This is a genomic window from Kosakonia sp. N21, from assembly GCF_050587465.1.
GTDB lineage: Bacteria > Pseudomonadota > Gammaproteobacteria > Enterobacterales > Enterobacteriaceae.
Genome location: NZ_JBOBHR010000006.1, coordinates 125,058 through 144,234 on the forward strand (window position 1 = coordinate 125,058; position 19,177 = coordinate 144,234).

General features: G+C 56.3%; 20 protein-coding genes. 17 read left to right on the plus strand and 3 right to left on the minus strand.

Annotated elements, in window-relative coordinates:
* Window positions 1-21: 21 nt before the first annotated feature.
* From cysG to rpoS, 13 genes are all read left to right on the plus strand, one after another.
* Window positions 22-1,437 carry a siroheme synthase CysG gene (gene cysG / locus ACQ3G7_RS15800; protein ID WP_430890525.1) on the plus strand — a complete coding sequence of 472 codons (1,416 nt, stop codon included), beginning with the start codon at window positions 22-24 and terminating at the stop codon, window positions 1,435-1,437.
* Between the two features lie 9 nt (window positions 1,438-1,446).
* Window positions 1,447-2,355, plus strand: a complete 909-nt coding sequence (gene cysD, locus ACQ3G7_RS15805; protein ID WP_430890526.1) for a sulfate adenylyltransferase subunit CysD — start codon at window positions 1,447-1,449, stop codon at window positions 2,353-2,355.
* Between the two features lie 9 nt (window positions 2,356-2,364).
* Window positions 2,365-3,792, plus strand: coding sequence for a sulfate adenylyltransferase subunit CysN (gene cysN, locus ACQ3G7_RS15810; RefSeq protein WP_263099494.1), 1,428 nt, complete (start codon window positions 2,365-2,367; stop codon window positions 3,790-3,792).
* Window positions 3,792-4,397: an adenylyl-sulfate kinase gene (cysC, locus tag ACQ3G7_RS15815; RefSeq protein ID WP_263099495.1), complete on the plus strand. Its 606-nt coding sequence runs from the start codon at window positions 3,792-3,794 to the stop codon at window positions 4,395-4,397. The genes cysN and cysC overlap by 1 nt, the downstream gene beginning before the upstream one ends.
* Window positions 4,398-4,508: 111 nt before the next feature.
* Entirely contained in the window at window positions 4,509-4,838 is a 330-nt protein-coding gene (locus tag ACQ3G7_RS15820; protein WP_263099496.1) for a DUF3561 family protein, read from the plus strand.
* A 176-nt stretch (window positions 4,839-5,014) separates the two neighbouring features.
* Complete coding sequence (gene ftsB / locus ACQ3G7_RS15825; protein ID WP_430890527.1) at window positions 5,015-5,362, plus strand: cell division protein FtsB; 348 nt, start codon at window positions 5,015-5,017, stop codon at window positions 5,360-5,362.
* A gap of 18 nt (window positions 5,363-5,380) precedes the next feature.
* Window positions 5,381-6,091, plus strand: a complete 711-nt coding sequence (ispD, locus tag ACQ3G7_RS15830; RefSeq protein ID WP_263099497.1) for a 2-C-methyl-D-erythritol 4-phosphate cytidylyltransferase — start codon at window positions 5,381-5,383, stop codon at window positions 6,089-6,091.
* Window positions 6,091-6,570, plus strand: coding sequence for a 2-C-methyl-D-erythritol 2,4-cyclodiphosphate synthase (gene ispF, locus ACQ3G7_RS15835; RefSeq protein ID WP_430890528.1), 480 nt, complete (start codon window positions 6,091-6,093; stop codon window positions 6,568-6,570). Before ispD ends, ispF begins: the two co-directional genes overlap by 1 nt.
* Window positions 6,567-7,616: a tRNA pseudouridine(13) synthase TruD gene (gene truD, locus ACQ3G7_RS15840; RefSeq protein ID WP_430890529.1), complete on the plus strand. Its 1,050-nt coding sequence runs from the start codon at window positions 6,567-6,569 to the stop codon at window positions 7,614-7,616. The genes ispF and truD overlap by 4 nt, the downstream gene beginning before the upstream one ends.
* On the plus strand, window positions 7,597-8,358 hold the full coding sequence (gene surE, locus ACQ3G7_RS15845; protein WP_263099500.1) for a 5'/3'-nucleotidase SurE: 762 nt from the start codon (window positions 7,597-7,599) through the stop codon (window positions 8,356-8,358). Before truD ends, surE begins: the two co-directional genes overlap by 20 nt.
* Window positions 8,352-8,978 (plus strand): protein-L-isoaspartate(D-aspartate) O-methyltransferase, encoded by a 627-nt coding sequence (locus ACQ3G7_RS15850; RefSeq protein WP_061493358.1) that lies wholly within the window; start codon window positions 8,352-8,354, stop codon window positions 8,976-8,978. Before surE ends, ACQ3G7_RS15850 begins: the two co-directional genes overlap by 7 nt.
* A 115-nt stretch (window positions 8,979-9,093) precedes the next feature.
* A complete protein-coding gene (nlpD, locus tag ACQ3G7_RS15855; protein ID WP_430890530.1) occupies window positions 9,094-10,218 on the plus strand; it encodes a murein hydrolase activator NlpD in 1,125 nt (374 codons plus the stop codon).
* Between the two features lie 125 nt (window positions 10,219-10,343).
* Complete coding sequence (gene rpoS, locus ACQ3G7_RS15860) at window positions 10,344-11,336, plus strand: RNA polymerase sigma factor RpoS (RefSeq protein WP_263099501.1); 993 nt, start codon at window positions 10,344-10,346, stop codon at window positions 11,334-11,336.
* 59 nt (window positions 11,337-11,395) lie between these two features.
* Here rpoS and ACQ3G7_RS15865 read toward each other — a convergent pair whose 3' ends face one another.
* On the minus strand, window positions 11,396-11,806 hold the full coding sequence (locus tag ACQ3G7_RS15865) for a MarR family winged helix-turn-helix transcriptional regulator (RefSeq protein WP_263099502.1): 411 nt from the start codon (window positions 11,804-11,806) through the stop codon (window positions 11,396-11,398).
* 170 nt (window positions 11,807-11,976) lie between these two features.
* On the opposite strand from ACQ3G7_RS15865, the gene ACQ3G7_RS15870 reads away from it, so the two are divergent.
* Genes ACQ3G7_RS15870 through ACQ3G7_RS15880 form a run of 3 tightly spaced genes read left to right on the plus strand, consistent with a single transcriptional unit; the run spans window position 11,977 to window position 14,235 of the window.
* Window positions 11,977-12,570 carry a non-oxidative hydroxyarylic acid decarboxylases subunit B gene (locus tag ACQ3G7_RS15870; protein ID WP_430890531.1) on the plus strand — a complete coding sequence of 198 codons (594 nt, stop codon included), beginning with the start codon at window positions 11,977-11,979 and terminating at the stop codon, window positions 12,568-12,570.
* Window positions 12,570-13,997 (plus strand): non-oxidative hydroxyarylic acid decarboxylases subunit C, encoded by a 1,428-nt coding sequence (locus ACQ3G7_RS15875; RefSeq protein WP_263099504.1) that lies wholly within the window; start codon window positions 12,570-12,572, stop codon window positions 13,995-13,997. Before ACQ3G7_RS15870 ends, ACQ3G7_RS15875 begins: the two co-directional genes overlap by 1 nt.
* Window positions 13,998-14,007: 10 nt before the next feature.
* Window positions 14,008-14,235 carry a non-oxidative hydroxyarylic acid decarboxylases subunit D gene (locus ACQ3G7_RS15880; protein ID WP_263099505.1) on the plus strand — a complete coding sequence of 76 codons (228 nt, stop codon included), beginning with the start codon at window positions 14,008-14,010 and terminating at the stop codon, window positions 14,233-14,235.
* 140 nt (window positions 14,236-14,375) lie between these two features.
* Here ACQ3G7_RS15880 and mutS read toward each other — a convergent pair whose 3' ends face one another.
* Both mutS and ACQ3G7_RS15890 read right to left on the minus strand, forming a co-directional pair.
* Complete coding sequence (mutS, locus tag ACQ3G7_RS15885) at window positions 14,376-16,937, minus strand: DNA mismatch repair protein MutS (protein ID WP_430890532.1); 2,562 nt, start codon at window positions 16,935-16,937, stop codon at window positions 14,376-14,378.
* A gap of 357 nt (window positions 16,938-17,294) precedes the next feature.
* Entirely contained in the window at window positions 17,295-17,657 is a 363-nt protein-coding gene (locus ACQ3G7_RS15890; RefSeq protein ID WP_430890533.1) for a helix-turn-helix domain-containing protein, read from the minus strand.
* Between the two features lie 330 nt (window positions 17,658-17,987).
* On the opposite strand from ACQ3G7_RS15890, the gene oqxA reads away from it, so the two are divergent.
* A complete protein-coding gene (gene oqxA / locus ACQ3G7_RS15895; protein WP_430890534.1) occupies window positions 17,988-19,163 on the plus strand; it encodes a multidrug efflux RND transporter periplasmic adaptor subunit OqxA in 1,176 nt (391 codons plus the stop codon).
* Window positions 19,164-19,177 lie beyond the last annotated feature (14 nt).

The window sequence follows — 19,177 nt, forward strand, 5'->3', positions numbered from 1 at the left end:
CTATGAGTGAGTTGTTGCGTTGTGGATTACCTTCCTCTGTTTGCTGCTGTAAAAGACCGCCCCGTTCTGGTGATTGGCGGCGGCGAAATCGCCGCGCGCAAAATCGCTTTTTTGCGTCGCGCGGGCGCACAGGTCCAGGTTGTGGCGCAGCAACTGGACGTGCCGCTGCAACAGCTTGCTGAACAGCAGGCTATCCACTGGCTGGCGACAACGTTTGACGAATCACAACTGGATAGCGTTTTTCTGGTGATTGCCGCTACCAATGATGCCGCGCTTAACCGCCGGGTATTTGATGCCGCCAACGCGCGCCACCGGCTGGTCAATGTGGTTGACGATCAGCCGCTGTGCTCCTTTATTTTCCCGTCGATTGTTGATCGTTCGCCGCTACTGGTGGCGATCTCCTCCGGCGGTAACGCGCCGGTACTGGCGCGCTTGTTGCGTGAAAAGATTGAAGCGTTGTTACCCGGCAATCTGGGGCGCATGGCGGAAGTCGCCGGGCGCTGGCGCACACGCATTAAAGCCTTTCGTCGGACCACCGATGAACGTCGCCGTTTTTGGGAAAGCGCCTTTCGCGGGCGTTTTGCCAGCCTGATGGCCGCAGGCGATGAACCCGCTGCGGAGAAAGCGCTGGAAGCGGAACTGACGCAGCCAGGCTCGGCGAGCGGGGAGATTATTCTGGTCGGCGCAGGGCCGGGCGACGCAGGGTTGCTGACATTGCGCGGTTTGCAGGTGATTCAGCAAGCCGATGTGGTGTTTTACGATCATCTGGTCAGCGATGCCGTGCTGGAGTTGACCCGTCGGGATGCGGAAAAAATTTGTGTAGGTAAACGCGCCGGGGCACATGCGGTTGCGCAGCATGAAACCAATCGCATGCTGGTGGATGCCGCTCGCGAAGGTAAAACGGTGGTGCGCCTGAAGGGCGGCGATCCGTTTATTTTTGGTCGCGGTGGCGAAGAGTTACAGGCAGCGGCGCAAGCGGGTATCCCTTTTCAGGTGGTGCCGGGCGTGACTGCCGCATCGGGCGCGACCGCCTATGCGGGGATTCCGCTGACGCACCGGGACTTTGCGCAGAGCGTGGCGTTTGTTACCGGGCATTACAAAGCCGACAGCACTCCTTTCGACTGGTCGCTGCTGGCGCAAAGCCGCCAGACGCTGGCTATCTATATGGGGACGATGAAGGCCGCGGAAATCAGCGCGCAACTGATCGCCCACGGTCGCGATAACACCACGCCAGTGGCGGTGATTTCCCGCGGTACGCGCGCGGATCAGCATGTGGCTACTGGCACATTAGAACAACTTGAGGAACTGGCGAAAGCTGCCCCGATGCCCGCTTTGTTAGTGGTGGGCGAGGTGGTTGGGCTTCATCGCGAACTCGCCTGGTTCCGGCATACGACAGGAACGGAAGCGTTCGACGCTTCTGTGATTAATCTGGCTTAAGGAATGGTTATGGACCAAAAACGACTCACCCACCTGCGACAACTGGAGGCGGAAAGCATCCATATCATCCGCGAAGTGGCCGCCGAATTTTCCAACCCGGTGATGATGTATTCCATCGGCAAAGATTCCAGCGTGATGCTGCATCTTGCGCGTAAAGCCTTCTATCCGGGCACGCTGCCGTTTCCGCTGCTGCATGTGGATACCGGCTGGAAATTCCGTGAGATGTATGAATTCCGTGACCGTACCGCGAAAGCCTACGGCTGTGAGCTGCTGGTGCATAAGAACCCGGAAGGGGTGGCGATGGGTATTAACCCGTTCGTGCACGGCAGTGCGAAACATACCGACATCATGAAAACCGAAGGGCTGAAGCAGGCGCTGAACAAATACGGTTTTGATGCCGCGTTCGGCGGCGCGCGTCGCGACGAAGAAAAATCCCGCGCCAAAGAGCGTATTTACTCGTTCCGTGACCGTTTCCACCGCTGGGACCCGAAAAACCAGCGCCCGGAGCTGTGGCATAATTACAACGGCCAGATTAACAAGGGCGAAAGTATTCGCGTGTTCCCGCTGTCAAACTGGACCGAACTGGATATCTGGCAGTACATCTACCTGGAAAATATCGAGATTGTTCCTCTGTATCTGGCGGCGGAACGCCCGGTGCTGGAGCGTGACGGCATGCTGATGATGATCGATGACGACCGTATCGATCTGCAAACGGGTGAAGTGATCGAGCAGCGGATGGTCCGTTTCCGTACGCTGGGCTGCTGGCCTCTCACTGGGGCCGTGGAGTCGGATGCGCAAACGCTGCCTGAGATCATCGAAGAGATGCTGGTTTCCACCACCAGTGAACGTCAGGGCCGCGTGATTGACCGCGACCAGGCCGGCTCCATGGAGCTGAAAAAACGTCAGGGATATTTCTAAGGAGCCGCCATGAACACCACAATCGCACAACAAATTGCTAATGAAGGCGGCGTCGAAGCGTATCTGCATGCTCAGCAGCACAAAAGCCTGTTGCGCTTTCTGACCTGCGGCAGCGTCGATGACGGGAAAAGCACCCTGATTGGCCGCTTGCTGCACGACACCCGCCAGATCTATGAAGATCAGCTCTCTACGCTGCACAACGACAGCAAACGTCACGGTACGCAGGGTGAGAAGCTCGATCTGGCCTTGCTGGTGGATGGCCTGCAAGCGGAGCGCGAACAGGGCATCACCATTGATGTGGCCTATCGCTATTTCTCCACCGAGAAACGCAAATTTATCATTGCCGATACCCCAGGGCACGAGCAGTACACCCGTAATATGGCGACCGGGGCGTCGACCTGCGATCTGGCGATCCTGCTGATCGACGCCCGTAAAGGCGTGCTGGATCAGACGCGCCGTCACAGCTTTATCTCCACGCTGCTGGGCATTAAGCACCTGGTGGTAGCGGTGAATAAAATGGACCTGGTGGCGTTTAGCGAAGAGACCTTCGAGAACATCCGTCAGGATTATTTGACCTTTGCTGAACAATTGCCGGGCAATCTGGATATCCGTTTTGTGCCTCTCTCGGCGCTGGAAGGCGACAACGTCGCAAGCCAGAGTCCGCAAATGCCATGGTACAGCGGCCCGACGCTGCTGGAAGTGCTGGAAACGGTTGAGATCCAGCGCGTGGTGGATACGCAGCCGATGCGCTTCCCGGTGCAGTATGTAAACCGCCCGAACCTCGATTTCCGTGGTTTTTCCGGTACGCTGGCGTCCGGTGTGGTGAAAGTGGGGCAACGTATCAAAGTCTTACCGTCTGGCGTTGAGTCGTCTGTCGCCCGTATCGTCACCTTTGATGGCGATTTACAGGAAGCGGCCGCCGGTGAAGCGATTACGCTGGTGCTGAAAGATGAAATTGATATCAGCCGCGGCGATCTGATCCTCGATGCGCAGGAAACGCTGCCAGCGGTGCAGAGTGCTTCGCTCGATGTGGTGTGGATGGCGGAAAAACCGCTGCAGCCGGGGCAAAGCTACGACATTAAAGTCGCCGGTAAAAAGACCCGCGCGCGCGTGGACAACATTCAGTATCAGGTTGACATCAATAACCTCACACAGCGCCAGGTGGAAAGCCTGCCGTTGAACGGCATTGGTCTTATCGATTTAACCTTTGATGAGCCGCTAACGCTGGATGCCTACCAGCAGAACCCGGTCACCGGTGGGATTATCTTTATTGACCGTCTGAGCAATGTAACCGTTGGGGCAGGCATGGTGCGTGACGTTCATGCCGGGCAACAGACCAGCACTTCCGAATTCAGCGCCTTTGAGCTGGAGCTGAACCAGCTTATCCGTAAGCACTTCCCGCACTGGGGCGCGCGTGATCTGCTGGGAGGTCAGTAATGGCGCAGCATGACGAAAACGTCGTCTGGCATGCGCATCCGGTTACGGCTGAGCAGCGCGAGCAACTCCACGGTCATCGTGGGGTTGTGCTGTGGTTTACCGGGCTCTCCGGCTCGGGTAAATCTACCGTCGCCGGGGCGCTGGAAGAGGCGCTGCACCGCGTGGGCGTGAGCACCTATTTGCTGGATGGCGACAACGTTCGCCATGGGTTGTGCAGCGACCTGGGCTTTAGCGATGCCGATCGTAAAGAGAATATCCGCCGGGTGGGCGAAGTGGCCAAACTGATGGTCGACTCAGGGCTGGTGGTGTTAACGGCGTTTATCTCTCCGCACCGCGCGGAGCGCCAGATGGTGCGCGAACGGCTTGGGGAAGGGCGCTTTATCGAAGTGTTTGTCGATACGCCATTGGCTATTTGCGAGGCGCGCGATCCGAAGGGATTGTACAAAAAAGCGCGTGCTGGCGAGCTGCGTAACTTCACCGGTATCGACTCGGTTTACGAAGCGCCGCTCTCTGCGGAGGTTCATCTGGATGGTGAACAATTGGTAACAAATTTGGTAAGCCAATTATTAGATCTCCTCCGACAGGGCGATATTATCAGATCCTGAGACGGTACTGGCGATACCCGTCATCTTCAGGTGGCCCGGCGTTAATTTCCACACTGCCTGATGATTGCGCGTATCTCCCCTTTGCCGGTCGTTCAGGTAACAGGATCAGATATGCGTAACAGTCAGAACATCACCCTCTCCCGGTCGGAGTCACTTTCTACGACGACCACAGACGAAACCACATGGTCTCTCCCCGGGGCCGTTGTGGGGTTCGTTGCATGGCTGGTGGCGCTGGCGATCCCGTTTATGATTTACGGCCCCAACACGCTCTTCTTCTTTCTCTACACCTGGCCCTTCTTCCTTGCGCTGATGCCCGTTTCGGTGGTGGTCGGCATTGCGTTGCATTCACTGCTGGGCGGCAAGCTGCTGTACAGTAGCGTGGCGACATTGCTGACGGTGATCGCCATGTTCGGCGTGCTGTTTATGTGGCTGCTCGGCTAAGGGCATGCATACTTCAAACCGTAACGCACATTAAGACAATGTGTCCGGGATGGGGTGTGGGCTACGGTTCGGCAGTCAAATGTGCTAAAGTCTGGCGCTTGTGCGGTATCACCCGGCCCCGGAGTGGAGTCTGACGAAAAGTTATGGGATGATGATGCCGTTTTTCAGGGGGCAGGATGGGTAAACTAACGCTGCTATTGCTGGCTTTGCTGGTCTGGCTACAGTACTCGCTGTGGTTTGGCAAGAATGGTCTGCACGATTACGGCCGCGTCAGCGAAGATGTGGCGGCACAACAGGCGACTAACGCCAAATTAAAAGCGCGCAACGATCAGCTTTTCGCCGAAATTGACGATCTCAACGGCGGTCAGGAAGCGATTGAGGAACGCGCACGCAACGAATTGACCATGACCAAACCGGGCGAAACATTCTATCGTCTGGTGCCGGACGCATCGAAACGCGCGCCGGGGTCAACGCAAAACACGCAGAATTCACAAAATACACAAAATACACAAAACAGACCTTAACAGTCCCGGGTTTACGACATGTCAGCAATGATACCGGACGTCTGTGCCGTGGTGCCGGCCGCCGGATTCGGCCGTCGCATGCAAACGGAATGTCCTAAGCAATATCTCTCCATTGGCGATAAAACGATCCTTGAGCATGCGGTTTCCGCGCTGCTCGTTAACCCGCGCGTTGGCCGGGTGATCATCGCCGTCAGCCCTGGCGACGAACGTTTCGCCAGCTTGCCGCTCGCCCGGCATCCGCAGATCACCGTCGTGGACGGTGGCGCTGAACGCGCCGATTCCGTGCTCGCTGGCCTGAAAGCCGCCGCGGGCGCGCAGTGGGTGCTGGTGCATGACGCTGCGCGTCCTTGCCTGCATCAGGACGATTTAAACCGTCTGTTGCAACTGTGCGAAACCAGCCGCGTCGGCGGTATTCTCGCCGCACCCGTGCGCGACACCATGAAGCGCGCTGAGCCTGGTAAAACCGCCATCGCCCATACGGTTGAACGTAATGATTTATGGCATGCGCTGACGCCGCAGTTTTTCCCGCTGGAACTCCTTCACGACTGCCTGATTCGGGCAATGAATGAGGGGGCTATCATCACCGATGAAGCCTCCGCGCTGGAACATTGTGGTTTTCACCCGGAACTGGTTGCCGGGCGTGCGGATAATATTAAAGTCACCCGACCTGAAGATTTACGACTCGCAGAATTCTATCTGACCCATTCAGACCTCCAGGAGAAAGCATAATGCGCATTGGACACGGTTTTGACGTACACGCGTTTGGCGGCGAAGGCCCGATTATTATCGGCGGCGTGCGCATTCCTTACGAAAAAGGCCTGGTGGCGCATTCCGATGGCGACGTCGCGCTGCATGCGCTGACAGACGCCCTGCTTGGCGCCGCGGCGCTGGGCGACATTGGTAAACTGTTCCCGGATACCGATCAGGCGTTTAAAGGTGCCGATAGCCGCGGGCTGCTGCGCGAAGCGTGGCGCCGCATCCAGGCCAAAGGCTATACCCTTGGCAACGTCGATGTGACGATCATCGCCCAGGCACCAAAAATGTTGCCGCACATTCCGCAGATGCGCGTGTTTATTGCCGAAGATCTTGGCTGCCACATGGATGACGTCAACGTGAAAGCCACCACTACCGAGAAGCTTGGCTTTACCGGTCGTGGCGAAGGCATTGCCTGTGAAGCGGTGGCGCTGCTGGTTAAGGCGGCAAAATGATCGATTTTGAGAACCTGACCTGGTTGCACGGCAAGCCGGCAGCGACAGGAATCTTAAAGGCCAATCCGGAAGATTTCGTGGTGGTGGAAGATCTCGGCTTTGAGCCAGACGGCGAGGGCGAGCATGTTCTTGTACGTATTCTGAAAAACGGTTGTAACACGCGTTTTGTTGCCGATGCGCTGGCAAAATTCCTTAAAATTCCCGCGCGGGAAGTGAGTTTTGCCGGGCAGAAAGATAAACATGCGGTCACGGAGCAGTGGTTGTGCGCCCGCGTGCCGGGTAATGTCATGCCGGATCTCAGCGCCTTTGAACTGGAAGGGTGCAAGGTGCTGGAGTATGCCCGCCATAAACGTAAGTTGCGCCTCGGCGCTTTGCAGGGCAATGCGTTCACGGTGGTATTGCGCGAGGTGAGCGATCGCGCGGATGTCGAATCGCGATTGCAGGCCATTACGGAACGCGGTGTGCCAAACTACTTTGGCGCTCAGCGATTTGGCATTGGCGGCAGTAACGTCCAGGGCGCGCTGCGCTGGGCGCAGAGCAATGCGCCGGTGCGCGATCGCAACAAACGCAGTTTTTGGTTGTCGGCGGCCCGCAGTGCGTTGTTTAATCAAATGGTTAGCGAGCGTCTGAAAAAACCGGACTTTAATCAAGTTGTTGACGGCGATGCGCTACAATTAGCGGGGCGCGGAAGCTGGTTCGTCGCAACCGATGACGAACGCGCTGAATTGCAGGCTCGTGTAGATGCCAAAGCGTTAATGATCACCGCATCGCTGCCTGGCAGCGGCGAATGGGGATCGCAGCGCGAGGCGCTGGCCTTTGAGCAACACGCCATTGCCGACGCGCCGGAATTACAGGCGCTGCTGGTGCGGGAAAAAGTCGAGGCGGCGCGCCGCGCGATGCTGCTTTACCCGCAGTCGCTGCGCTGGAACTGGTGGGATGACGTTACCGTCGAGTTACGTTTCTGGCTCCCGGCGGGAAGTTTTGCCACCAGTGTGGTCAGGGAACTTATCAACACATCGGGTGATTATGCGAATATTGCTGAGTAACGATGACGGGATCCATGCGCCGGGCATTCAGACGCTGGCAAAGGCTCTCCGGGAGTTTGCCGACGTACAGGTCGTCGCACCCGATCGTAACCGCAGCGGCGCGTCTAATTCGCTCACGCTTGAATCTTCGCTTCGCACCTTCACGTTCGATAACGGCGACATCGCCGTCCAGATGGGCACGCCGACAGACTGTGTCTACCTTGGCGTGAATGCGCTGATGCGCCCGCGCCCGGATGTGGTCGTCTCCGGTATTAATGCCGGGCCGAACCTTGGCGATGATGTTATCTACTCCGGCACCGTTGCCGCTGCAATGGAAGGCCGCCACCTGGGGTTTCCGGCGCTGGCGGTATCGCTCAACGGGCATACCCATTATGCAACGGCGGCGGCTGTCACCTGCTCGATTCTGCGGGCGTTGAACCGTGAACCGCTGCGTACCGGGCGTATCCTGAATATCAATGTGCCGGATCTTCCGCTTGAGGAGATCAAAGGCATTCGCGTGACCCGCTGCGGTAGCCGCCATCCGGCCGATCAGGTGATTCCACAGCAGGATCCGCGAGGCAACACGCTGTACTGGATTGGTCCGCCGGGGGAAAAATGCGACGCCGGGCCGGATACCGATTTTGCCGCCATCGACGAAGGTTATGTGTCGGTGACGCCGCTGCATGTGGATTTAACCGCTTACAGCGCGCATGATGTGGTCTCGGGCTGGTTGGAGCGAGCCGGGGTGAACAGGCGATGGTAAGCAAACGCGTTCAGGATCTTCTCACGCAATTACGTGCGCAGGGCATTAAAAACGAGCAGGTGCTTGAGGCCTTGTCGCGCGTGCCGCGCGAGAAATTTATCGATGAAGCGTTTGAACACAAAGCGTGGGATAACGTTGCGCTGCCGATTGGCCAGGGGCAAACCATTTCCCAGCCTTATATGGTGGCGCGCATGACGGAACTGCTGGAGTTGACGCCCGCCTCCCGCGTGCTGGAGATTGGCACCGGTTCCGGCTACCAGACGGCGATTCTGGCGCAACTGGTGCACCACGTCTGTTCCGTTGAACGCATCAAAGGGCTACAGTGGCAGGCGCGTCGCCGCCTGAAGCAGCTCGATTTACACAATGTTTCTACGCGTCACGGCGATGGCTGGCAAGGGTGGCAAGCCCGGGCGCCGTTTGATGCCATTATCGTGACCGCCGCACCGCCGGAGATCCCCGCTGCGCTGATGGCGCAACTGGATGAAGGCGGAATTCTCGTTTTGCCCGTGGGCGATGAACACCAACAACTGAAACGTGTTCGTCGGCGGGGCAGCGAATTTATTATCGATACCGTGGAAGCCGTACGCTTTGTCCCGCTGGTGCGGGGTGAACTGGCCTGAGAAACAGAGTTTTCCTGGGATTTTCAGGCGATAACAGCGTATGGTGGGCAAATTTGCCGTTGACGTTCACGGTTATTATTAAGTCATTGGTATCATACATATTGTTGGGGGAAAAATGAGCACGGGAAGCCCTAAATTCACCGTAAGTCGTATTGCGGCATTGTCGCTGGTTTCACTTTGGCTGGCAGGGTGTTCAAATTCCACTAACGCGCCTGCGCCGGTGAGTTCGGTTGGCGGTAACGCCGGCACAAGTACCCATTCCGGTTCAGGAATGCTCATCACACCGCCGCCAAAAATTGGCACGGCATCGCAGCAGCAACCGACAATCCAGCCGGTTCAACGCCAGAGCGTTCAGCCTGCGCAAATCCAACCGGTCGCGCAGCAGCCTGTGCAGACGGTGAACGGGCGCATTGTCTATAACCGCCAGTACGGCAACATTCCAAAAGGCAGCTATGCTGGCGGCAGCACTTACACCGTTAAACGTGGCGACACGCTGTTTTATATCGCGTGGATCACCGGGAACGATTTCCGTGATTTAGCGCAACGCAACCATGTTGCTGCCCCGTATGGCCTGGAAGTCGGACAAACGCTACAGGTGGGCAATGCATCTGGTGCGCCAATCACAGGTGGTAATGCAATAACTCAGGCTGATGCATCAGCGCAAGGAATCGTCTCAAAACCTGCACAAAATTCAACCGTAGTGGTTGCTTCGAAACCGACAATTACGTATTCTGAAGATTCAGGTGAACAAAGTGCTAATAAAATGTTGCCCAACAATAAGCCTGCGACCGTGGTCACAGCGCCTGTTACGGCACCTTCTGTCAGCACTACCGAACCGACTGTCAGCAGTACATCAACCAGTTCGCCAATCTCTGCATGGCGCTGGCCGACTGACGGTAAAGTTATCGACAACTTCTCTGCTACTGAAGGTGGCAATAAAGGGGTCGATATCTCGGGTAGCAAAGGACAGGCTATTGTCGCGACCGCAGATGGGCGCGTCGTTTATGCCGGTAATGCGCTGCGCGGTTACGGGAATCTCATCATTATTAAACATAACGATGATTACCTGAGTGCCTACGCCCATAACGATACGATGCTGGTCCGGGAACAACAAGAAGTTAAGGCGGGGCAGAAAATAGCTACCATGGGTAGCACCGGTACCAGTTCTACACGCTTGCATTTTGAAATTCGTTACAAGGGGAAATCCGTAAACCCGCTGCGTTATTTGCCGCAGCGATGAATCGGTGCAAAGTGATTGAAGCACTCCCCATTTGAGCCGTTGCAGCGTGCGCAGATGCCGCTGTAATGGGCACAGTGATGAGTGTTCCGGTGCTTTGCCCAGGGATCACGGGTAGGAGCCACCTTATGAGTCAGAATACGCTGAAAGTTCATGATTTAAATGAAGATGCGGAATTTGATGAGAACGGAGCAGAGGTTTTTGACGAAAAAGCCTTAGTAGAAGAGGAACCCAGTGATAACGACCTGGCTGAAGAGGAGCTGTTATCGCAGGGTGCTACCCAGCGTGTTTTAGACGCAACTCAGCTATACCTTGGGGAAATCGGGTATTCCCCGCTATTGACGGCCGAAGAAGAAGTCTATTTCGCACGCCGTGCATTACGAGGTGACGTAGCCTCCCGCCGTCGCATGATTGAAAGTAACCTGCGTCTGGTGGTGAAGATTGCCCGTCGTTACAGCAATCGTGGTCTGGCGCTGCTGGATCTGATTGAAGAGGGTAACCTGGGGTTAATCCGCGCCGTTGAGAAATTTGACCCGGAACGTGGGTTCCGTTTCTCGACTTACGCCACCTGGTGGATCCGTCAGACCATTGAACGGGCGATCATGAATCAAACCCGTACCATTCGTCTGCCGATTCACATTGTAAAAGAGCTGAACGTTTATCTGCGCACCGCGCGTGAGTTGTCCCATAAGCTGGACCACGAACCGAGTGCGGAAGAGATTGCCGAACAGCTTGATAAACCTGTTGATGATGTCAGCCGTATGCTGCGTCTCAACGAGCGCATTACCTCAGTTGATACACCGCTGGGCGGTGATTCTGAAAAAGCGCTGCTGGATATCCTGGCCGATGAGAAAGATAACGGCCCGGAAGACACCACGCAGGACGATGATATGAAACAGAGCATCGTCAAATGGCTGTTCGAACTGAACGCCAAACAGCGTGAAGTGCTGGCGCGTCGTTTCGGTCTGCTGGGCTATGAAGCTGCGACACTCGAAGATGTGGGCCGCGAGATTGGCCTCACCCGTGAACGAGTTCGCCAGATTCAGGTTGAAGGTCTGCGTCGTTTGCGCGAAATCCTGCAAATGCAAGGGCTGAATATCGAAGCGCTGTTCCGCGAATAAGCACCCATTCAAGCCAAAAAGGCCGGTCGCAGATGACACGGCCTTTTTCATTTCTGGCATTACGCTTTTGCCATCATTTTCCTGATGAGCAGCGAAAAAGCCTGTCGCTCCTCAGCGGTAAGTCGACCTAAAAACGCCTCGTCCACATCGTTGCCAACAGGAATGCTGGCCGCCAGCAGCGCTTCGCCTTCTTCCGTCAGGTAAACAAACCGTCGGCGCTTATCTGCCGGATCGCTTTCCCGACGCACCAGCCCACGGTTTTCCATGCGGCTGAGCATCTCCGCCAGCGTCGCTTTTGTGCTGACTGCGGCTTCCGTCAATATCACCTGTTCAATCCCCGGATGTTCGGCAATGGAGCGTAACACCGAATACTGCGGCTTTGTCAGCGCCGGCAATGCTTGCTGCCATTGCGCTGTATGCTGCTGAAAGAGCTGGCGTAACAGGTGAAACGCTTCGTTTCTTAATTCCATGGGCACTCCACATCATGATCTTCTCTCTATCATAGCGGCTTCCGCACTGCTTTATAACGCCTCTGTTTTTAACCTTTTATGCGGCTAACTCCGTGACTCTCTTGTCAGTCTGTTGGGGCAGGCGTAAGTTATTTGCATAACGTTCGTGTACGAACAAAATGGAGTGCCAGATGAAACTGATTGTAGGAATGACCGGCGCAACGGGCGCGCCATTAGCCGTGGCGCTGTTGCAGGCATTGCAAGCGATGCCGGACGTCGAAAGCCATCTGGTGATGTCGAAATGGGCGAAAACCACCCTTGAGCTGGAAACGCCTTATCGCGCACGCGATGTCGCCGCGCTGGCGGACTACTGCCATAACCCGGCGGACCAGGCGGCCACGATCTCATCCGGATCTTTCCATACCGACGGCATGATCATTATCCCCTGCAGTATGAAAACACTGGCAGGCATTCGCGCGGGTTATGCCGAAGGGCTGGTAGGGCGCGCCGCTGATGTGGTGCTGAAAGAGGGGCGCAAGTTAGTGTTGGTCCCGCGCGAAATGCCTCTGAGCGCCATCCATCTGGAAAACATGCTTGCGCTGTCCCGACTTGGCGTCGCCATGGTTCCGCCAATGCCCGCGTATTACAACCACCCGCAGACGGTTGAAGACATCACGCTGCACATTGTTGCGCGCGTGCTGGATCAGTTTGGTCTGTCGCTGCCGCAAGCCAAACGTTGGGGCGGCTTGCAGGCGGCACAGAATTTTTCACAGGAGAATGCATAATGGCTTTTGATGATTTGCGTGGTTTTTTAAACGCGCTGGAAGACCAGGGGCAACTGCTCAGGATCGGTGAAGAGGTCAATGCCGAGCCGGATCTGGCCGCCGCTGCGAATGCGACAGGCCGCATCGGCGAAGGCGCACCCGCACTGTGGTTCGATAATATTCGCGGTTTTGTGGATGCCCGCATAGCCATGAATACCATCGGTTCGTGGCAAAACCATGCGATTTCCATGGGGCTACCGGCCAACACGCCCGTGAAGCAGCAGATTGATGAATTTATTCGCCGTTGGGATACATTCCCGGTTGCGCCGGAACGCCGCGACAATCCTCCCTGGGCGGAGAACAGCGTTGACGGTGACGACATCAACTTGTTCGATATTCTGCCGCTGTTCCGCCTCAACGATGGCGATGGCGGGTTTTACCTCGACAAAGCCTGCGTGGTTTCTCGCGACCCAACCGATCCTGAACATTTTGGTAAACAGAACGTCGGCATTTACCGCATGGAAGTGAAAGGCAAACGCAAACTTGGTTTGCAACCGGTGCCGATGCACGACATTGCGCTGCACCTGCATAAAGCGGAAGAGCGCGGCGAAGACTTACCGATTGTGATTTCGCTGGGTAATGAACCGATCATTACGCTGATGGGCGCAACGCCGCTGAAATATGATCAATCGGAATATGAAATGGCGGGCGCGCTGCGTGAAAAAGCGTATCCAATTGCCACCGCGCCGCTGACGGGCTTCGATGTGCCGTGGGGTTCAGAAGTGATCCTCGAAGGGGTAATTGAAGGGCGTAAGCGTGAAATCGAAGGGCCGTTTGGTGAGTTTACCGGGCACTATTCCGGCGGGCGCAATATGACGGTGGTGCGCATTGATAAAGTCTCTTACCGCAACCAGCCGATTTTTGAATCACTCTATCTCGGCATGCCGTGGACAGAGATAGATTATCTGATTGGACCCGCCACCTGTGTTCCTCTGTATCAGCAACTGAAAGCCGAGTTTCCGGAAGTCCAGGCGGTGAACGCCATGTACACCCACGGGCTGCTGGCCATCATCTCCACGAAAAAACGCTACGGCGGTTTTGCCCGCGCTGTTGGGCTGCGTGCCATGACCACGCCGCACGGATTGGGTTATGTGAAGATGGTGATCATGGTGGATGAAGATGTCGATCCGTTTAACTTGCCGCAGGTGATGTGGGCACTGTCATCGAAAGTGAACCCGGCAGGTGATCTGGTGCAGTTGCCGAATATGTCGGTACTGGAGCTGGATCCGGGATCCAGCCCGGCGGGGATCACCGACAAACTGATTATCGATGCCACAACGCCGGTCGCACCGGATAACCGCGGTCACTACAGCCAGCCGGTGCGCGACTTGCCGGAAACCAAAGCCTGGACCGAAAAACTGACCGCCATGCTGGCGAATCGTCGATAAGGAGCGAATTATGATATGCCCACGTTGTGCCGATGAGCAGATTGAAGTGATGGCGACCTCGCCAGTGAAAGGGGTCTGGACGGTTTATCAGTGCCAGCACTGTTTATATACCTGGCGCGACACTGAACCGTTGCGCCGCACCAGCCGTGAACACTACCCGGAAGCGTTTCGTATGACGCAGCAGGATATTGATAACGCGCCACAAGTCCCGACCATTCCACCGCTATTGGCGAAATGAGGGCTCGGTTTTTCCCCCTCTCCCTGTGGGAGAGGGTCAGGGTGAGGGCACGAGTTTCGCCCTCTCCCTGTGAGAGAGGGCCGGGGTAAGGGCTCGGTTTTCTCCCTCTCCCTGTGGGAGAGGGCCGGGGTGAGGGCAACTTACACCAGGCTTTTTAAGCGATAAATCCACTCCAGCGCCTGACGCGGCGTTAACGCGTCCGGATCAAGATTTTCCAGCGCTTCAACTGCCGGGCTGGTCTCTTCCTGGGCGGCCAGCAGCGACATCTGCGTACCATCGACCTGCGTTGCTGCGGCATTCGGCGACAGGCTTTCCAGTTCGCGCAGCTTACCGCGCGCCCGCTTGATCACCTCTTTCGGCACCCCTGCCAGTGCGGCGACCGCCAGCCCGTAACTCTTGCTGGCCGCGCCATCCTGCACGCTGTGCATAAAGGCAATCGTATCGCCATGCTCCAGTGCGTCCAGATGCACGTTCGCCACGCCTTCCATTTTCTCCGGCAGTTGCGTCAGCTCAAAGTAGTGGGTGGCAAACAGCGTCAGCGCCTTGATTTTATTCGCCAGATTCTCCGCGCAGGCCCACGCCAGTGACAGACCATCATAGGTGGACGTTCCGCGACCAATCTCATCCATCAACACCAGGCTGTTTTCGGTGGCATTGTGCAGAATGTTGGCGGTCTCGGTCATCTCCACCATAAAAGTCGATCGCCCGCTGGCCAGATCATCCGCCGCGCCGACACGGGTAAAGATACGGTCGATAGGACCAATCTCGACTTTCTGTGCCGGAACATAGCTACCGATATACGCCAGCAGCGCAATCAACGCCGTCTGGCGCATATAGGTACTTTTACCGCCCATATTCGGCCCGGTAATGATCAGCATCCGGCGCTGAGGGGATAAATTCAGCGGGTTAGCGATAAACGGCTCTTTCAGTACCTGTTCCACAACCGGGTGACGGCCCTCGCTAATGCGAATGCCCGGTTTGTCGCTAAAGGTCGGGCAGCTGTAATTGAGTGTCTCAGCGCGTTCCGCCAGGTTGACCAGCACATCCAGTTCCGCCAACGCAGACGCGCTTTGTTGCAGATCCGCCAGGTGCGGCATCAGCAGATCGAACAATTCGTCATACAGCTGTTTTTCCAGCGCCAGCGCTTTGCCTTTGGAGGTCAGGACTTTGTCTTCGTACTCTTTCAGCTCCGGAATAATGTAACGTTCGGCGTTTTTCAGCGTCTGGCGGCGTACATAGTGGATGGGTGCCTGGTGGCTCTGACCGCGGCTGATCTGGATGTAATAACCGTGCACGGCGTTATAGCCGACTTTCAGGGTATCCAGCCCGAGGCGTTCGCGTTCGCGGATCTCGAGTCTGTCGAGATAATCGGTCGCACCATCCGCCAGCCCGCGCCACTCGTCCAGCTCGGCATTATAACCGGGGGCAATAACGCCACCATCGCGCACCAGCACGGGCGGAGCGTCGATAATCGCCCGTTCAAGCAATTCGCGCAGTTCGGTGAATTCGCCCATGTTTTCGCGCAGCGCCTGAACCGGCGCGCTGTCGACATCCGCCAACTGGCGGCGCAGTTCCGGCAACTGCTGGAAAGCGTAACGCATACGCGCCAGATCGCGCGGGCGAGCGGTGCGTAGCGCCAGACGCGCAAGTATACGTTCAAGGTCGCCGACCTGGCGCAGTACCGGCTGTAATTCGCCAGTGCGTTCCTGTAACGCGCTGATGGTTTGCTGGCGTTCGACTAACACCCGGGTATCGCGCACGGGCATATGCAGCCAGCGTTTCAGCATACGGCTACCCATGGCGGTGACGGTGCAATCCAGCACCGACGCCAGCGTGTTTTCTATCCCGCCTGCCAGGTTCTGGGTGATCTCCAGATTACGACGCGTGGCGGCATCCATAATAATGGTGTCCTGCTGGCGCTCCATGGTGATGGAGCGAATATGCGGCAGGGCAGTGCGCTGCGTGTCTTTCACATATTGCAGCAGGCAACCGGCGGCGCACAGACCGCGCGGCGCGTTCTCGACGCCGAAGCCAACCAGGTCGCGGGTACCAAATTGCAGATTGAGCTGCTGGCGGGCGGTGTCAATTTCAAACTCCCACAGCGGGCGACGACGCAAACCGCGACGGCCTTCAATCAATGCGGTTTCCGCAAAGTCTTCGGCATACAGCAGCTCGGCCGGGTTAGTGCGTTGTAATTCGGCGGCCATGGTGTCGCGATCGGCCGGTTCGCTCACGCGAAAACGCCCGGAGCTAATATCCAGCGTGGCGTAACCAAAGCCTTTGCTGTCCTGCCAGATGGCGGCCAGCAGGTTATCCTGACGCTCCTGCAACAGCGCTTCGTCGCTGATGGTGCCTGGCGTCACGATGCGCACCACTTTGCGCTCAACCGGCCCTTTGCTGGTGGCGGGATCGCCTATCTGTTCGCAAATCGCCACGGACTCGCCAAGGCTGACCAGCTTCGCCAGATAGTTTTCGACAGCGTGATGCGGCACGCCCGCCATTGGGATCGGTTCACCCGCCGATGCGCCGCGTTTGGTCAGCGAGATATCCATCAACTGCGATGCGCGTTTGGCATCGTCATAAAACAGTTCGTAAAAATCCCCCATGCGATAGAACAGCAGAATGTCCGGATGCTGAGCTTTCAGCTTCAGATACTGCTGCATCATCGGGGTATGGGCGTCGAAATTCTCGAGTGTACTCATTAGTTTATGATGTCCATTTTCTTAAATTTTAATGAGTTAGTGATGTTTTTAATTCTCATTAGGTTTCACGTTGCTCATTGGATCTCATGAAATCCTGCACTTCCTTTCATAAGGACGTAGCGAGCATGATAACCAAGTCTTTATGGCAGGAAAACAACGGGGAGATGTTGTTGTTTAAAGCGATAGAAATGTTCAAGCCAGGTGACAAAGATAAAGCGGATGTTGGCGCAACCGGGGTTAACTCTTTTTTCTTCTTGAATGAAACGTCAAACCGGACACGCCAGGCGGCATGCACGTAATGCCGCTATCAGGCCGACGATTTCATCCTGCTTGGGGCGCGGCGAAAACCACGACGCATTATGTGGATTGCTGGCGTAATGTCTGCATGGCAGAGGAGCCGAGACTACGGCGCCATACTCCGGGAGCCACGCCATACTGCCGCTTGAAACTGCGATTGAAGGATTGCTGGGAGTCAAAGCCCAACGCCATCGCCACGTTCAAAATCGGTTCAGAGCTGTGCGTTAAACGCTCGACCGATTTTTTCAGTTTTTGCGCACGAATATACTCACCGAGGGTATCACCAGTATGTTCTTTGAATATCCGCTGGAGGTGCCATTTCGAATAGCCAGCGCGCCGGGAAACGGTGCCAATGTCCAGACGGCTTTCAAGGTTGTTGTCGATCCAGTCAAGTAAATCGTGCATAAATGCGTCAGTGTTCATCTCGTTTCCCCCATGCAGCTTAAAAGGTATCTTTATCTGTTGCATTTAAAGGTGGCCCGATTTTGCATTAATTGCAAGTTTTATTGTTGCATTTAATACCTTGCCGGAAACGCGTCTTTTGCGCTGACTAAAATAGCACATAAAGTGTATTAATTATTGTTGCACTAAATTTAGCGCCTCCCTACAATCGCCGCGATAGTGTATTCGTAACTGTTACAGTTTTGTGGCGATGAACGACACAAATGGCCTTAAGCCAGCCCGGACAAAGGAAGTGGCGCGGCGTCTCCCACCGCGTCTTGCCCGGCGGCTACAATTAGCGGAATAAAAATAATGAGCCTGCAAAAACCTTGGGTTAACTTTCATCTGCATGCGTTGGGAGCAATGTTACTCTCCGTACTGCTTGTCGGCTGCGATGACGGTGTCGCGCAGAACGCCGTGCCACAAGCGCCGGCCGTCAGCGCCGCTGACGTGGTCGTGAAATCCATTAGTCAGTGGGATAGTTTTAACGGCCGGATTGAAGCGGTGGAAAGTGTTCAGCTACGCCCCCGTGTCTCCGGCTACATCGATAAAGTGAATTACACCGACGGTCAGGAAGTGAAAAAGGGCGAGGTGCTGTTCACTATCGACGACAGAACCTATCGTGCCGCGCTGGAACAGGCGCAGGCGACCCTGGCGAGAGCCAAAACGCAGGCCAGCCTGGCGCAAAGTGAGGCTGAGCGCACCAATAAATTAATTCATACCAACCTGGTCTCCCGTGAAGAATGGGAGCAGCGCCGTTCGGCCGCCGTCCAGGCACAAGCCGACATTCGCGCAGCGCAGGCGGCGGTTGACGCCGCGCAACTTAACCTCGATTTCACCAAAGTCACCGCGCCTATCGATGGCCGCGCCAGCCGTGCGTTGATCACCAGCGGTAATCTGGTCACCGCCGGTGACAGTGCCAGTGTGCTCACCACGCTGGTCTCGCAGAAGACGGTTTACGTCTACTTTGACGTGGATGAGTCGACTTACCTCCACTATCAAAATCTCGCCCGCAGTGGGCAAGGGGCGTCCAGTAATCAGCAGGCGCTACCGGTTGAGATTGGTCTGGTTGGCGAGGATGGCTACCCCCATCAGGGGAAAGTGGATTTTCTGGATAATCAGCTAACGCCGAGTACCGGCACGATCCGCATGCGCGCGCTGTTGGATAACGCGCAGCGTCAGTTCACGCCGGGACTGTTTGCCCGCGTACGCCTGCCGGGCAGCGCTGAATTCAACGCCACGCTTATCGACGACAAAGCGGTGCTGACCGATCAGGATCGCAAATATGTTTATATCGTTGATAAAGAGGGGAAAGCGCAGCGTCGCGATATTACTCCGGGGCGTCTGGCAGCCGGTTTACGCATCGTGCAGCAGGGGCTGAAGCCTGGCGATAAAGTCATCGTCGATGGTTTACAAAAAGTGTTTATGCCGGGTATGCCGGTTAACGCGAAAACCGTTGCCATGACCGCCAGCACCGCCCTCAACTGATCCCTTATTTGAGA